The following is a 14,519-nucleotide window of genomic DNA, read 5'->3' as shown; positions in this document are numbered from 1 at the left end:
TTAGAATGCTAGGGGGTTATCTAGCAAACGCACAAATCGGTGAGAAAGGCAAGAGATGCGGGAAAATATAAAAACGCAAAAGAATCACGCGGAGGGATTTTTGATGAATTTTAAGAGTTTTTCGCAAAAAGAAAAGGGGTTTATCCCCTCCTCACTCCCCTTAACCCCGAAAAGAATAAAGCCGCCGCTTTTTCTTTTCGGCAAACAAGGGGAGAGCCTCGCTTTATCCGCTTCTAGCTCAAATCGTGCGGAGGCACTACTGCCTCCTTTGATCACGATTTACGCACCACGAAGCGGGCGAGAAAAAAAGGAAAAACACAAAATTCTAAGGTTTGAGATGAATAATAAGGGTTATGCAAGGAGAGCGAATGAGACGCACTTAGTGTGCGTTGCAGTGGAGCGAGCCGCAGCATTCCCTTATTAGTCGCTCAAAACTGAATTTATCTTAATTTGGAAAAAGGAGTAAATCTTTGCGCATCAGGATAATAGATAATCTCCTCATACGCATCAATCACATCATCATAAACGCCCTCTTGCTCTAAAAAATTCCTAAAATACTCTTGTGCTAGCTCGGAGACAAACTCATGGACATCTTTTAATCCATAAATCCCCATATTTTTACCCTCTTCATAGACATATTGGGGATATTTAAGCGCGAGTTGGTGATAAATCTCATATATTTTTGCATACCCTTTTAATTGCTTAGGGGATAAGAGAGCTTGCGTCTCTGCACACTCTGCGCACATTATCACCCTAAATGTAACCGCGTGGATAAGCTCATGGAGGAGAACAACACTCCCTAAAGTATCCCCACTTTTGACCAAATCTTCATCTAGCAGAATCGTATTACTATCATTAGTTAAATATATTCCTTTTAAATTTTCTATCTGAAACTCGCTATCAAGGTGCGCGAGAGTGGAATATTCCACCCCCAAAGCGTTAGCAATATCAATGGTAGTGTCAAAAAGCAGATCATTTGTCGCATCGCGGTTTGTCGCCTTGAAAAATGTTTTTGCCTCCTGCAAACTTTGCGACAAAGGGGGCTTAGGTTTTGGGAGTAAATACCTCTTTGAGAATATAAAAGCACGATAATCCCCCCACAATGATAAGGATTTTTATCACTGCAGCAGCATTTTCTAGCGCGATCATAAAGAGTATGAACCCTATAAAGATTAATAATAAGATTAAGAGAATTGTTTTGCCCATAATGCCTATTATATCATAACCTTACCTTTTTTAACCCTTTTTTTAAAGTGATTATTTTTTTAATATAAGATTTAAATTTGTCGTATCTTAGAAAGGAAATATTATGCAAGACACACAAGCCCCCCTTATCACTCTACCCCCACAAACGCCCACTTATGACGCAGACAGAGACGAGGAGCTAAAGGCGTTGCGAGAGGAGATGCTAGAAAAAATCCAACAAAATAATAATGTCCTTATCTCCGCGCATTATTCACTTTTGGGGATTGCAGAGCTTATTGACATCAGTCGCGATATTTTTAAGGTGTATTCGTATTATGTCGATAATCTCAAAATTTCAAACGAAAACTATAATCTCCTTAAGGCTTCACTTGCTACAAGTGCGGCATTTATCAATCAAAGTCTTACAGAGATTTCCTCCATGCACAAGAGTAGCCTAGAGCTTTATGCTCAAAGTGAGCAAATCCTTGATACGACACAAGCAGAGCTTAGCGCACTTGATTCTAAGCTTGAGATGGCGCGATTTACCCTAGAGAAAATCCAAGAAATCCAAGAAAGTATGACAGAGATAGAGCATATCAGCTTTTCACTTAAAGCTATGCTCCAACAAGCCACCGATATAAAACTGCAAATCGAAGTCCTCGCACAAAATCTCTTACACAATATGCAAGTAGATCTTCTAGCGACTAAAGAGGGATTTGAAAAGGAATTGTATGATAAGAAAGAAGAGTATTGCGCGTTGTTTAATGAAAAATTACAACTGATGCAGGAAAAAAGCGAGGCGTTTATGCTCTCCTATCAAAAGGCAAAATCCGAAGCAAATATCGCAATCCAGCAGGTAGAAGCCTTTAAGGAGCAATTAGTCAAATACTATCACCAAGCCAATATCGCTTTTATCAACGCGCTTAGTCGCTTAGAATCTTATAAAGAGGAGAAAGCCAAAGAGCTAGAAGCCTTTAAGGAAGACAAAAAGCACGATTTGGATTTATACAAAGAGGAGAAGACCCAAGAGCTAGAATCCTACAAAGACGCAAAGGCTCAAGATTTAGAATCTTGCACAGAGTCCCATATCGCCGAGATAGGGCGCGTAAAAGACGCTATGCTAAGGGAGATTAGAGTGCTTAACACTGCCGAGATTTTAGCATTAAGAGAGCTTTTTTATACGATACAAGGCAATGTCGCCGTATTAGGGAGCGACTATCAAGGCATCACTTTTACAGAGAGCACGACATTTATGCCTATTAAAGGGATAAAAAATTATTTTGTCTTTGTCAGAGGAGGCAATGGCGGGGATAATAGCGATACAAGCGGAGGGATTACGAGCTTTGGGAGTTATTTGAGTGTGAGCGGAGGCGCGGGGAATCAAAAAGGCGTAGGACAAAGAGGTGAGAGCAAATGTGCTTTTATCACTTTGGACAATGACGATGAGATTAATGTCATTGTCTCTAGCGGAGGGATATGCACGATTTCTTATGCAGGCAGTGAAGCGGTAAATTTTGACTTTAGCTTTTTGACACGAGAAGACCTTAGCATTTTAAGCTTAGCGGGGCAAAGCCCAGATGAGTTTATAGAGAGCATCAGCAACACGCGGGATTATAACTACTATCAAAGCCTTGTGAGCATCGCAAATGGACTAAATCTAGACTCTATCCCCGAGCTAGAATCAGGGCAAAACTATGCTTTTAATCACCTCTCTTTAGATTCTAAAAGGGCGTTGGCTTTAAGCATCGCAAGGGCTTATCTGGATAATGCAGGGGAGATAGATGCTTATTTAGAAAGCGTAGAAATCATATAAAGGAGTAAAAAAATGGGTTGGGCAGATGGATTTGGAAGTGGCTTATTGCAAGGGGCAGCAACCCTTACAAGCGCGATACTCCAAAATAACCACAATAGGAAAATGTATGACCTAGCAGAGCAGCAGTTAAAAGAGACAAAAGCGATGAATACATGGGAAAAAGAAAAGTATAACAACACGCTTAAGAATCAAGGTGAGGCTATCGGCACTTTGGGGAATGCCTTTGGGAGTGTGCTCGATAAGAGCAAGGCTAAACCCCAAGAGCAAGAGGGATTAGTGCAAGATGAGAAGTTGTTACCTACGGAAAGAATGTAAAGCATTCAGCTTTGGGTAATCATAGCAGAGATTAGCAAAATTTTAAGGGTTTAGAGCATTCAGCTTTGGGTAATCATTGCGTGGATTAAGTATTTTTTAGGGGAATATCGCAGACTTTAGTCTAGCTCACCCCTAAAAAATACTTAAAACCGCCCAAGCAATACCGCGAATCTTAGAATGCTAGGGGGTTTTGAAAAAAAGTTTAAGGAAAAAACTAAGAATCACGCGGAGGGATTTTTTGAGGGATTTTAAGAGTTTTTCGCAAAAAGAAAAGGGGTTTATCCCCTCCTCACTCCCCTTAACCCCGAAAAGAATAAAGCCGCCGCTTTTTCTTTTCGGCAAACAAGGGGAGAGCCTCGCTTTATCCGCTTCTAGCTCAAATCGTGCGGAGGCACTACTGCCTCCTTTATCACGATTTACGCACCACGAATCGGGCGAGAAAGAAAGGAAAACACGAAATTCTAGTATCTTAGAGCCTAAGTTGCAGTGGAGCGAGCCGCAGCATTCCCTTATTAGTCGCTCAAAACTGAATTTATCTTAATTTGCAAAAGGAATAAAAAAAATGAAAGCTAAGCCTAACACCAAATACGCCCTCATAAACGGCGCACACATCATAAGTGAGATTTTTGACAGCAGTGTTTATAAGGAATGGGACGAGCGGAGTATCAAGACGATAGAGCTAAATAAAGAGCAAGAGGAATATGCCTTTATCGGTATGCAGGTGAATCATAACTACACCTTGCCCCCCTTTGACATCGCATCAAAAAAAGAGCAGATTCTCGCACACATCACTTACTGCCTAGAGAGTGAGTTGTATGTCTTAAGAGAGGGTAAGACCCCCGCAGAGATTGAGACCTACCAAGAGCAGGCAAAAGACGCACAGAGGTTTTTAGACACGCATAATGAGCAAGATGCGCCATTTTTAAAGCAACTCGCCGATGCGAGAAATATCCCCTTAGAGGAATTAGCGCAAAAAGTGCTTACAAAGAGTGCGTCTTATAATACAGCCTATGCAAAGCTTTTGGGGCATTATCAGCAGTTAAAAGAGAAAATAGAAAATGCCACGACTTTAAAAGAGTTGCAAGCAATAAGCTATAAAAGCCCTTTAGGAGAGTGAAAATGTTTGTTTTTTATGATGATAAGGACTTTTTGCGTATCGATTTGACCCACAGAGATACCAATAAGCACCCTATCACGCGCGATGAGCTGATAGGCTTTGTGCGGGATTATTGTGATTTTTACAAGATAGAGGCATATATCCAAGAGGTGATTGAGAATAATATTCACAGCGCGTTATTGACAGATGAGGGTTTGAATCCCACTTGCCCTGATTGTGTTTTTATCCTTAGTGATAAAAAAGTGCTTGCTAATTGCGGGTGTGTGATATTTGATTATAAAGTATGCAAGGAATGGGGTGAGGAGAAAATCTTTTCATTTTTAAGCTCTGTCTATGACAAAGAAGTGATAGAGAATCCTTTAGGGTGGAAGCTTTACGCAAGACGCGTGAAAGTCAAGCTTGATGATATTAAGGAGCTTTTATGAGCTATACTATCCCTCTTAAAAACAAGCCCATACTCCACGCTCAAAGCGATAGTGTAGAGTTTTTTAATTTCAGCTACACACACACGAGTAATGAAAGCACGACTATAAGCATTACTAATCCCAATGTGTATGCCATAGAGGTTTTATTCGCGCTCAATGCAGGGAGCGGGGATACTAATGATGCCTACACTTTAAGCCCGCAGCGGTGGGAAAGTAATATCACTTACACGCAGTATATGTATAACCAAGCAGGGCGTGCAGGGGTCGATGTGCGCTTAAAGTATCAAGACAGGCTACTCCTTGCCTTAAGCGGAGGCAGTGGCACACCCGCAGGAGATATTTTACAGAGTAGGAGTATCAGGCGATGGACGACTAAAGGCGGAGGGCTTAACTCTAATAAGACTTATCAGAAAGAAAGCATAGGCGGGTGGAGTGCAAAAAACAATGTCGATAATCGCAGAGAGGGCGAGAATGGTATGTATATTTTGACGCTCAAGCCAAATACGAGCGCGGAAGTGGAGTTTGTCTATAATAATGCGAGTAGTGCGCCGTTTAAGGGGAGTGTCCATATAACAGGCATCGTCTAAAAAAGCATTCAGCTTTGGGTAATCATTTCGCAGATTTTGGAGATTTTGAAGGTTCGCAGACCTCTAGTCTAGCCTCACCTCCAAAATCTCCAAAAAACCACGAAAGCAATACCGCGAATCTTAGAATGCTAAGCGTTAAATAAATAAACTCGCCCGCTTCGTGGTGCGTAAATCGTGATCAAAGGAGGCAGTAGTGCCTCCGCACGATTTGAGCTAGAAGCGGATAAAGCGAGGCTTCCCCCTTGTTTGCCGAAAAAGCGGCGTCTTTTTCGGGGTTAAGGGGGACGGGAGGGGGATAAACCCCTTTTTGCGTTAAAAGCTAAAAAATAACGCGAAAAATAAGTGCGAATGCAGCAATCAAGGATTTTAACCGCAAGGACGAATTTATCTTAATTGGAATAAGGAGTATAAATGACGCTAGATCAACTCACCACCGCCCTATCCAAAGACCAACGCGCACACGATAGGGCATTAAGCGAATACAAACAAGCCCTGCAATACTATCACGGACATCAGCTCCAAAGCCAAGAATTAGCCAAGCTCCAATCACGAGGGCAAATCCCTATACACGAGAATATCTTTAAAATGATTTGCGATAAGATATTAGGCTATAAGATTCAAGCGCGCACAGAAATCAAAGTCAATGGACGCCAAGAGCAGGATAAAGTTTTAGCAAGTCTTTTGACTGATTTGCTCAAAGTCTTTGCACAAAGCGATGATTATGATAAAGAGATATACACGCGGGATTTTAATTTGCTTTTAGGGTTAGCCGTAGTGGAGTTATGGTGTGAAAAAGACGCAGAGGGCTTTTATCATATCAATATCAAAAGTATCCCTACTGATAGCTTTTTGATTGATTGTTTTTCGCAAGATAAAAACGCCCTTGATGCGAGTAGATTCCATAAAAAGCAACACATCGCCTTGTGTGAAGTCAAAAGTATAATCCCCGATAAGGAGATTTACCTCACGCAAGATGACATTGCCGACCAAAGAGCCTTTATCATAGAAACATGGGCAAAAGAATACGATGAGCAAACCCGCACTTTAAGCTGGAATAGGTATTTGTGGAATCCTAACGGAGGGATATACAAAACCGAAATAATGCCCTTTAAAGACAATCTGCACCCTTTTGTGATCAGTAAATACCAAATCGATGAGCAAAACAACTTTTATGGAATCTTTAGAGATATTAAGCCTTTGCAAGATTACATCAACTTTGCAGAAAACAAAATGGCAAATATGCTCGGCACACAAAAGGCTTTATTTGAGATTGATGCCGTAGATGATATAGATGAATTTGTGGAAAATATCGCTAAAGATAATGCCATAGTCGCCGTGCGAAGCGGGAGTTTGAGTGAGAAAAAAATCGAGTTTATCCAACATCACGCAGATTTACAAGCTTTGAGTATGAAAAGTGAGCAAAAGCGCAATATGGCAAGGGTTTTGAGCGGGCTTAATGATGAAGCCCTAGCCCAAGCGACCAACCGACAAAGCGGCGTAGCCATAGCACAAAGACGCGATGCGGGGCTTTTGGGACTGCAGTATTTTATACAAAGCAGTGATGCAATGGACAGGCTGATTTATCAAAGAGTTTTAAGCTTTATGCAGCATTATTTTAATAAAAAACAAGTGTTTGCCATAGCAGAGAAAAGACGCGCAGTGCGATATTTTAGTATCAATGACAGCGCAGAGAATACGCTTAAGATCGGGAGCTTTGATCTTGTGTATAACACACAGCTTAAGATGCAAGGGCGTGAAGAGCGATTCGCGCACTGGAGTGAGATTTTAAAAACTATCGCAAACATACGCCCCGATATTGTCAGTGAGCTTCTCCCTTTGATGCTTAAAGACACAGATTCTCAAATCGTAGAAGACATAGAAGAAGTGCTAGAAAATGCCAACACGACCCAAAATGAAAACGCGAGTGCGCAAAATAAAATGTTAGAGCAAGAGACACAAATGCAATTAGCTAAGCTTCAAGCACAGATAGAGAAGCTCCAAAGTGAAAGCCAAAAGCTCCAAGCACAAAGCAGTATTATCAATCAGATGTCCAAACAAGCCTCACTTGAAGCCCAAGAGCCACAAGATAAAGACGCGCAAAAGATGAAGTTTTATAAGAATAACATAAGCAAAGTAGATTTACGATAATTAGAAGCATTCAGCTTTGGGTAATCATTGCGTGGATTAAGTATTTTTTAGGGGAATATCGCAGACCCTTAGTCTAGCTCACCCCTAAAAAATACTTAAAACCGCCCAAGCAATACCGCGAATCTTAGAATGCTAGGGTTATCTAGCAAACGCACGAAGCGGGTGAGAAAGGTAAGAGATGCGGGAATATGAAAACGCAAAAGAATCACGCGGAGGGATTTTTTGAGGGATTTTAAGAGTTGTGAAGCTTTGAGCGCGAGACAACGCGAAATTTATCTTAATTGCAAAAGGAGTGAAGAATTGTTTTAAATTGCGATATAATAACTTGGGGTTGCTCTAGGGAGGTAGCAACTCCCTAGAAGTAGCCTACTTTTTAAAAGGAGGTTACCATGAGTAAGATTGACCAAATCTTAGTCATCATTATACTACTTTGTATCATTGTAGTCAAGTGTAGCTAAGATAGCCATTATCCGCTTTTACCTAAGGGAGCGGATAAGTCTTACTCTTACTCCCTACTTAGGCTTTTTATTCCTTTTGCAAATTAAGATAAATTCGTCCTTGCGGTTAAAATCCTTGATTGCTGCAACCTTTTAACCCTTACATTTTTTTTAAAATTTTTTTATAAATCCAATATATTATTTTAAGGAGCAATCAATGCGCACACAAAAAGTCCATTTTTTAACTTATCTTGTTAAAAATTCGATTGATTTTACCAATCCCCAAGAGTTGGCACTTGTAGCCTTACCCGCAAATGCTGAAGTTACACATATTAGTTTCAGTGTGGAAGAAGCAGCAGATGCAGGATTTAAGGCAGATATAGGATTTATCGATGAGCCCGATGCTTTAGCATCAGACATTGACATTTCTAAGGCAGAGGCAAATATTCTCTCTAAGATCTTCACGACCCCGCAAGTGCAAGAAATCGCAGTAAGCATTAAACCCGCAGTGGGAGATACCCCAGCGACTAAGGGCAGAGGCACGCTAAGAGTGATTTACTATCTCCCCTCTACCACGATGATGGAGTTTTAAAGGAGGCTTTTAAATGGAAGAAGAATTGCAAAATAACGCCCCCGAGACACAAGAGCTCCAAGAGCCACAAGAGCCCATAGAGCAAACAGAGCAAACAGAGCCACCAAACAAGCAAGAGCTACTTTCAGGGCTTAAGGCAGAGCTAGAGCAAAATATGAAGAGTTTTGAAGCGGATTTTGCGAGAAAGGCAAAGGATTTTATCGAGCAAAACCCCGACCTTGAGGAGCTATTTTTTGAAAACAAAGAGGCGTTTTTTGAAAAAATCCTTGCTTTGCAAAATGAATTTATCAAGACAGAGATTGAAAGCAAGCAAGATGCTATCTCTAACCTAGAGGGAGAAATCACGCTTGATAATCAGCTCGGAGCGATAGAAAAGGCAAAGGCGGATTTTCAGCAAGAACACCCCGATGTGGATATTCAAGAGCTTTTAGTATTTTATAGCCAAGAGCTTACGCCAAGAGAACAGCAAGCTTTTGAAAGTCTCGCACCCACAGAGCTTTTTAACGCACTTTATGAGCTTTATACGAGCAAAGGCGGGGGCGGTGAGCAAGAGGAGAAACTCCCCCAACAAGTCAAAGGGTATCCTAGTGATATAAGCCAGAGTGCAAATGATAGTTTGCCCACAGAAAGATATTAAACAATCTCAAGGAGTAAAAAATGAATCTTAACAATATTGACTACAATAGCCTTAAAAACGATGAAAACATCAGTGTGCAAATCGGTAAAGAGATAGAGCGACTTTCATGGATCAAAAGTCCTTTTGAGAGCTTCACAGGTAAGGGCGGAGATAGAGGCGTGCGCACTTTTAGTGTAGAAAACGACCAGCCCTACCGCCCCCGATTGAAAAACAAACTCACAGGCGCAGGCGTAGAGGGTAATGCCGACTTTAAAACAAACTATGATGAGCTAGAAATTCTCAATCAAACGATTTATCCTAAAGTCGTGGGTAACGCCCTAAGAAGCCCTATCAGACAATACAGCAAGATGCAAAGCATTGATTTTGTCAAAGAATCAGTAGATTCTCTTAGCGAGTGGATGCAAGATCGCAGAGACAAAGCGATAGTCGCGCACTTGTGTAACGACTTTACCAATGTCGTGGCTGCAGATGCGCAAAATGGCTTTAAGGATTATAAAAAGAGTCCTGAAGACACGACCAAACAAATCGCAAAAGGCGATGTGTGCAGTGTAAAACTCCTAAGACGCGCTATTTTTATGGCACGAAGCGGGACACATGCTAACGGCAAAGAGGCTTTTCCTATCAAGCCTATCAAAGCAGACAGAGAGAGCGTGAATGGTATCAGCGTGATACACAATAGCTATCTTATTTTGCTTGAATCACACCAAATCCAGCAGTTAAAAGCGGATAAAGAATGGAGAGAGATGCAAGCTTACGCGGGAGATAGGGGCGATAAAAACCGACTTTTTACGGGATTTGTCGGTATGATTGATAATTGCCCTATTTTAGATATGGGCGTATGGACTAAAATGCAGGTGGGTATGCCAAATACTGACTTGAGCGATGCGGATTTCAAACATTATCTCGATAGTCAAAATGTCAGCAAAACCACCCCTCCAAGCTTTTATGCGGACAAACAGCCCTTAAGCATCGGTGCGCTTATCGGTGCAAGTGCTATCGTAATGGCAGGGAGCAACGCGACAAAATTTTATATCGATGATACCCAAGACAGCGGGCGTAAGGTCGTGTGCGGAGCGGATAGGCTTTTAAGCATCGCTAAGGGGAGATTCTCACTAGAGAGCGGGGCATTAAGTCCTTTCAGTAATCAAGACTTTGCGACTATCGGGATTTTTAGCAGTAAAGAGTAAAAAGCTAAATCCATCTCCCCCAAAGCGGGGGAGGCTTAGCTAATTGGAAAAGGAAATTAAATGCACTACTTTATTATGATTATCCTCACTCTTTTTTTGGGTTTTTTTGGCGTATGCACGCATCTTTATCACAAAAACGCACAGCTTAGCTTAGAAAATCTCCAGCTACAAGCCTTGCTAGAGAAGCAAACCCAAGCGATAGAAGCCCTAGCACTTGATACAGATGCGTATGTGTGCGATTTGGACACAATGGAGAGCTATATCAAATCACGATATGAGAGCGTCATTCACGAACACGAGCAAGACACATGCGAGGTAAAGCTTAATGAGCTAGAAAAGGCTTTGTATATATATAGCGACCCTTAGAGCATTCAGCTTTGGGTAATCATTTCGCAGATTTTGGAGATTTTGAAGGTTCGCAGACCTCTAGTCTAGCCTCACCTTCAAAATCTCCAAAAAACCACGAAAGCAATACCGCGAATCTTAGAATGCTAGGGGGTTTTGAAAAAAAGTTTAAGGAAAAAACCACGAATCACGCGGAGGGATTTTTTGAGGGATTTTAAGAGTTTTTCGCAAAAAGAAAAGGGGTTTATCTACTGCCTTTAATCACGATTTACGCACCACGAAGCGGGCGAGAAAGAATGAAGACAAAGGAATCACAAGAAATTCTAGTCATTGCGAGGAAAAATCTTTGCTTTGCAAATGAGCATAAGGGAGCGGACTTAGCGTCCGTAACCGCAATGCGAATGCAGCAATCAAGGATTTTAACCGCAAGGACGAATTTATCTTAATTGGAATAAGGAATAAGGGCTATGCAAGGAGAGCGAATGAGACGCACTTAGTGTGCGTTGCAGTGGAGCGAGCCGCAGCATTCCCTTATTAGTCGCTCAAAACTGAATTTATCTTAATTGGAAAAGGAATAAGCCAATGCGAATGCAGCAATCAATGATTTTAACCGCAAGGACGAATTTATCTTAATTTGCAAAAAGGAGTATAAATGGGTAACATTCTCTCTACCTACAACCCCAACCCCACCGCCACCGCCTATCCCTATCAAAACTTATTACAGGTTTTGCAAAATAGTAATCAAAACACGCAAAACACCATAAAAGGGATTATGGATATTGTCAAGGAAAGCGATGAACGCGCGGAGAGAAAAAATAAAGCTAGAGATGAGAATAACGCGAAGATTATCCAAGAGGCACAGGCACAAGAATGGACAAACACGATGCGTTTTCGAGATGAGCATACTAATGACTATTTAGCTAACCAATACAAGGATAGCGATGATGCCCAAACCCGCGCACAAAAGCAAAAAAACCTATCGCTCCTCGCACAAAAAGAAAGCGCGTATTTACAAAAAATGCGAGAAGAGTATAAAAAGGAGAGAGGTTACAGCGAGGAGCAGCACAAAGGCATCAGTGATTATGTAGAATCAGGGCTAAAAAACACAGGCGAAGCTCTTAGGGGGTTATTTGCCAAAAGCAGAAAGCCCCTAGAGGGAGAGAGCGTAGAGGGGAGCGAGATATAATGAAAGCCCAAGAGCTCATAATGGTCATAAGGAGTTTTTTAAAAGATGACAACATTGAGGGGCATATCTTTAGTGATGGATTTTTGTTGGATTATCTAAGTCGTGCGCAAAATACCCTTATCAGTCAGTTTAAAGAAAATATCCAAACCTTAAAGATACGCATTAAAGAAAATGAGCCTATCACTCTCCCTAGTAGGATTGCCTATATCTTTCATATCGCACTCAATGGTGTAGAGATCAAACACGCAAGCCCTATTCATGCGTTTAAAAGCCCCACGCCTTGCTTTTATCACTTAAGTAGGAGGCAGTATGCGATCACTAAAGGTGCAAGCGGAGAGCTAGAAATATGCGCGAGTTTTTTTGCGCCCCCGCTAGAGACAAAAGAAGATAAAGTAACGCTTGATGCGCTTTACACACACGCGGTGATTTTGGAGGCTTTTTGTGATATTTTGCTTATAGAGAATACGAGCTTTAATCCCCAAAGACGCGCGTATTATTGCCAAGCAAGAGAAGAGGAGAAAGCGCGGCTTAGAGGGATACATAATACAAGTAATGCAAAGGGTGTGATAGAGAGCAAAAGTCAGATGTAAAGCATTCAGCTTTGGGTAATCATAGCAGAGATTAGCAAAATTTTAGGGGTTCATAGGCACTAGCCTTATTCACCCCTAAAATTTTGCTAAAGCTCCACTAGCAATACCGCAAATCTTAGAATGCTAAGGGGTTTTGAAAAAAAGTTTAAGGAAAAAACTAAGAATCACGCGGAGGGATTTTTTGATGAATTTTAAGAGTTGTGAAGCTTTGAGCGCGAGGAGTTACCTAAGCGGTAATGACGAAGTGCGAAAAGCAAACTCTCTTAAAAGTCGCAAAAAGCCAACGCGAAATTTATCTTAATTGGAAAAAGGAGTTACACTTGACTACAATGATACAAAGTAGTATAATGATGACTAAGATCTGGTGAATCTTACTCATGGTAACCTCCTTTTAAAAAGTAGGCTACTTCTAGGGAGTTGCTGGCTCCCTAGAGCAACCCCGATTATATTGTATCATAACCTCCATTTTTTAACCCTTTAAAAAAATACACTTTTTTAATATGATTAATCAATAGCAAAGCATTCAACTTTGGGTCAAAAGCATTCAGCTTTGGGTAATCATTTCGCAGATTTTGGAGATTTTGAAGGTTCGCAGACCTCTAGTCTAGCCTCACCTTCAAAATCTCCAAAAAACCACGAAAGCAATACCGCGAATCTTAGAATGCTAAGCGTTTTTTTTTTTTTTGGAATGTAAAGATTTTTGAAAAGTTTAAAGAAAAATCCAAAGAATCACGCGGAGGGATTTTTGATGAATTTTAAGAGTTTTTCGCAAAAAGAAAAGGGGTTTATCCCCTCCTCACTCCCCTTAACCCCGAAAAGAATAAAGCCGCCGCTTTTTCTTTTCGGCAAACAAGGGGAGAGCCTCGCTTTATCCGCTTCTAGCTCCAATCGTGCGGAGGCACTACTGCCTCCTTTGATCACGATTTACGCACCACGAAGCGGGCGAGAAAGAATGAAGACAAAGGAATCACAAAAAATTCTAGTCATTGCGAGGAAAAATCATTGCTTTGCAAATGAGCATAAGGGAGCGGACTTAGCGTCCGTAACCGCAATGCGAATGCAGCAATCAAGGATTTTAACCGCAAGGACGAATTTATCTTAATTGGAAAAAGGAATAAAAAATGCTTATCTCTGAAAAAATCCAACAAATCCAAGACATCTTAGCCCAAGTGCAAAGCTTGAATGATAAGAATCTAAGCGAGTTTAAGGACAATAGTCAAAGATTCTTAAGCCAAATGTTAGAAGAGCTTAAGGCACAAAATGCGCAATTAGCAAACTCGCATCTGCAAGAGGCTAAAGACACACTTTTAAGCGCGATTGATAAAGAGATAGGCACTTACTCTAAGCTTTTGGAAAATGAGCTTAAGAGCTTTAATGCCCAAGAGTTAGCGCAATTAAGCCAAAGTCTGCAATCCCAAAATACGCAAGACTTAGCACACCTTAGCGATGAGCTACAAAACGCACTTTACACAGAGCTAAAAAGCACTCTAAGCCAAAGTTTGCCGAGCGAAATCACCCACACCGCGCATCTCCAAGAGAGCCTCAAAGAATATGTCAAAGAAACCCTAGCAGGAGCAGAGATAGACTATACACAGCTCCCTATTGATACGGAGCGACTAAGCCAAGAAGTGAGCCAAAATCTCCAAGAGAGCGTATTTGCACTTTTAAAGCAAGACAACGCCCAAGCACTAGAAGAGCTTATACAAGGTCCTTTTATGCAGGAGTGCATCAAAGAAACCCTTACAGCCCAAGCCCCTAAAGTTTGGGCAAATGCGATAGAAAAAGACGCATTGATACACCAACGATGGGAGGCAAAACTACGATTAGAAAGCCTTAAGATTCTTGCCCTCCAAGAGGGTATCGCTGAATTGATTAGAGAAGAGACGAACAAAAACTTGCGCAAGTCTTTGAGTGAGCCAACGCAAGAGAAGCAAAATATTTTAGTCAGTAAGTGA

16 protein-coding genes are annotated in these 14,519 nt (G+C 41.3%); 15 read left to right on the top strand and 1 reads right to left on the bottom strand.

Annotation, left to right across the window (positions count from 1 at the left end):
• The first annotated feature begins 55 nt into the window (after nucleotides 1-55).
• Complete coding sequence (locus LS68_RS09255; protein ID WP_138091465.1) at nucleotides 56-424, top strand: hypothetical protein; 369 nt, start codon at nucleotides 56-58, stop codon at nucleotides 422-424.
• 16 nt (nucleotides 425-440) lie between these two features.
• Here the strand turns inward: LS68_RS09255 and LS68_RS09250 are convergent, their stop codons facing one another.
• Entirely contained in the window at nucleotides 441-1,037 is a 597-nt protein-coding gene (locus LS68_RS09250) for a hypothetical protein (protein ID WP_034374211.1), read from the bottom strand.
• Between the two features lie 272 nt (nucleotides 1,038-1,309).
• On the opposite strand from LS68_RS09250, the gene LS68_RS09245 reads away from it, so the two are divergent.
• The 14 genes from LS68_RS09245 to LS68_RS09180 all read left to right on the top strand — a co-directional run bounded on the left by LS68_RS09245 (nucleotide 1,310) and on the right by LS68_RS09180 (nucleotide 14,519).
• Nucleotides 1,310-2,998 (top strand): hypothetical protein, encoded by a 1,689-nt coding sequence (locus LS68_RS09245; RefSeq protein ID WP_138091463.1) that lies wholly within the window; start codon nucleotides 1,310-1,312, stop codon nucleotides 2,996-2,998.
• Between the two features lie 12 nt (nucleotides 2,999-3,010).
• Entirely contained in the window at nucleotides 3,011-3,313 is a 303-nt protein-coding gene (locus LS68_RS09240; protein WP_034374217.1) for a hypothetical protein, read from the top strand.
• Nucleotides 3,314-3,875: 562 nt separating this feature from the next.
• The gene (locus LS68_RS09235) at nucleotides 3,876-4,430 is read left to right on the top strand and encodes a hypothetical protein (protein ID WP_034374334.1); all 555 of its coding nucleotides are present in this window, start codon (nucleotides 3,876-3,878) and stop codon (nucleotides 4,428-4,430) included.
• 2 nt (nucleotides 4,431-4,432) lie between these two features.
• Complete coding sequence (locus tag LS68_RS09230; RefSeq protein ID WP_034374332.1) at nucleotides 4,433-4,855, top strand: hypothetical protein; 423 nt, start codon at nucleotides 4,433-4,435, stop codon at nucleotides 4,853-4,855.
• Nucleotides 4,852-5,442 (top strand): hypothetical protein, encoded by a 591-nt coding sequence (locus tag LS68_RS09225; RefSeq protein ID WP_034374329.1) that lies wholly within the window; start codon nucleotides 4,852-4,854, stop codon nucleotides 5,440-5,442. The genes LS68_RS09230 and LS68_RS09225 overlap by 4 nt, the downstream gene beginning before the upstream one ends.
• Before the next feature lie 411 nt (nucleotides 5,443-5,853).
• Complete coding sequence (locus tag LS68_RS09220) at nucleotides 5,854-7,590, top strand: hypothetical protein (RefSeq protein ID WP_238699291.1); 1,737 nt, start codon at nucleotides 5,854-5,856, stop codon at nucleotides 7,588-7,590.
• Between the two features lie 654 nt (nucleotides 7,591-8,244).
• Nucleotides 8,245-8,619: a hypothetical protein gene (locus LS68_RS09215; protein WP_034374247.1), complete on the top strand. Its 375-nt coding sequence runs from the start codon at nucleotides 8,245-8,247 to the stop codon at nucleotides 8,617-8,619.
• A gap of 13 nt (nucleotides 8,620-8,632) precedes the next feature.
• Nucleotides 8,633-9,256: a hypothetical protein gene (locus LS68_RS09210; RefSeq protein ID WP_034374250.1), complete on the top strand. Its 624-nt coding sequence runs from the start codon at nucleotides 8,633-8,635 to the stop codon at nucleotides 9,254-9,256.
• Between the two features lie 20 nt (nucleotides 9,257-9,276).
• Nucleotides 9,277-10,443, top strand: a complete 1,167-nt coding sequence (locus LS68_RS09205) for a DUF4043 family protein (protein WP_034374253.1) — start codon at nucleotides 9,277-9,279, stop codon at nucleotides 10,441-10,443.
• Nucleotides 10,444-10,503: 60 nt separating this feature from the next.
• Entirely contained in the window at nucleotides 10,504-10,809 is a 306-nt protein-coding gene (locus tag LS68_RS09200) for a hypothetical protein (protein ID WP_034374256.1), read from the top strand.
• 631 nt (nucleotides 10,810-11,440) lie between these two features.
• Nucleotides 11,441-11,974 (top strand): hypothetical protein, encoded by a 534-nt coding sequence (locus tag LS68_RS09195; protein ID WP_034374382.1) that lies wholly within the window; start codon nucleotides 11,441-11,443, stop codon nucleotides 11,972-11,974.
• Complete coding sequence (locus tag LS68_RS09190; RefSeq protein ID WP_034374384.1) at nucleotides 11,974-12,564, top strand: hypothetical protein; 591 nt, start codon at nucleotides 11,974-11,976, stop codon at nucleotides 12,562-12,564. Before LS68_RS09195 ends, LS68_RS09190 begins: the two co-directional genes overlap by 1 nt.
• A gap of 748 nt (nucleotides 12,565-13,312) precedes the next feature.
• Nucleotides 13,313-13,666, top strand: a complete 354-nt coding sequence (locus tag LS68_RS09185) for a hypothetical protein (protein ID WP_138091461.1) — start codon at nucleotides 13,313-13,315, stop codon at nucleotides 13,664-13,666.
• A 19-nt stretch (nucleotides 13,667-13,685) separates the two neighbouring features.
• Nucleotides 13,686-14,519, top strand: coding sequence for a hypothetical protein (locus tag LS68_RS09180; protein ID WP_034374012.1), 834 nt, complete (start codon nucleotides 13,686-13,688; stop codon nucleotides 14,517-14,519).

Source organism: Helicobacter sp. MIT 05-5293 (genome assembly GCF_000765665.2).
In the GTDB taxonomy this organism is placed as follows: Bacteria; Campylobacterota; Campylobacteria; order Campylobacterales; family Helicobacteraceae; genus Helicobacter_C.
Note: the sequence above shows the minus strand (reverse complement) of the source record. Positions and strands in the feature narration are given on the sequence as shown.

Bases quoted from the DNA above. Each gene is read 5' to 3' on its own strand.
- LS68_RS09195 (WP_034374382.1), top strand. From the start codon at position 11,441: ATGGGTAACATTCTCTCTACCTACAACCCCAACCCCACCGCCACCGCC.
- LS68_RS09200 (WP_034374256.1), top strand. From the start codon at position 10,504: ATGCACTACTTTATTATGATTATCCTCACTCTTTTTTTGGGTTTTTTT.
- LS68_RS09225 (WP_034374329.1), top strand. From the start codon at position 4,852: ATGAGCTATACTATCCCTCTTAAAAACAAGCCCATACTCCACGCTCAA.
- LS68_RS09180 (WP_034374012.1), top strand. From the start codon at position 13,686: ATGCTTATCTCTGAAAAAATCCAACAAATCCAAGACATCTTAGCCCAA.
- LS68_RS09230 (WP_034374332.1), top strand. From the start codon at position 4,433: ATGTTTGTTTTTTATGATGATAAGGACTTTTTGCGTATCGATTTGACC.
- LS68_RS09235 (WP_034374334.1), top strand. From the start codon at position 3,876: ATGAAAGCTAAGCCTAACACCAAATACGCCCTCATAAACGGCGCACAC.
- LS68_RS09240 (WP_034374217.1), top strand. From the start codon at position 3,011: ATGGGTTGGGCAGATGGATTTGGAAGTGGCTTATTGCAAGGGGCAGCA.
- LS68_RS09255 (WP_138091465.1), top strand. From the start codon at position 56: ATGCGGGAAAATATAAAAACGCAAAAGAATCACGCGGAGGGATTTTTG.
- LS68_RS09220 (WP_238699291.1), top strand. From the start codon at position 5,854: ATGACGCTAGATCAACTCACCACCGCCCTATCCAAAGACCAACGCGCA.
- LS68_RS09185 (WP_138091461.1), top strand. From the start codon at position 13,313: ATGAATTTTAAGAGTTTTTCGCAAAAAGAAAAGGGGTTTATCCCCTCC.
- LS68_RS09205 (WP_034374253.1), top strand. From the start codon at position 9,277: ATGAATCTTAACAATATTGACTACAATAGCCTTAAAAACGATGAAAAC.
- LS68_RS09210 (WP_034374250.1), top strand. From the start codon at position 8,633: ATGGAAGAAGAATTGCAAAATAACGCCCCCGAGACACAAGAGCTCCAA.
- LS68_RS09190 (WP_034374384.1), top strand. From the start codon at position 11,974: ATGAAAGCCCAAGAGCTCATAATGGTCATAAGGAGTTTTTTAAAAGAT.
- LS68_RS09245 (WP_138091463.1), top strand. From the start codon at position 1,310: ATGCAAGACACACAAGCCCCCCTTATCACTCTACCCCCACAAACGCCC.
- LS68_RS09215 (WP_034374247.1), top strand. From the start codon at position 8,245: ATGCGCACACAAAAAGTCCATTTTTTAACTTATCTTGTTAAAAATTCG.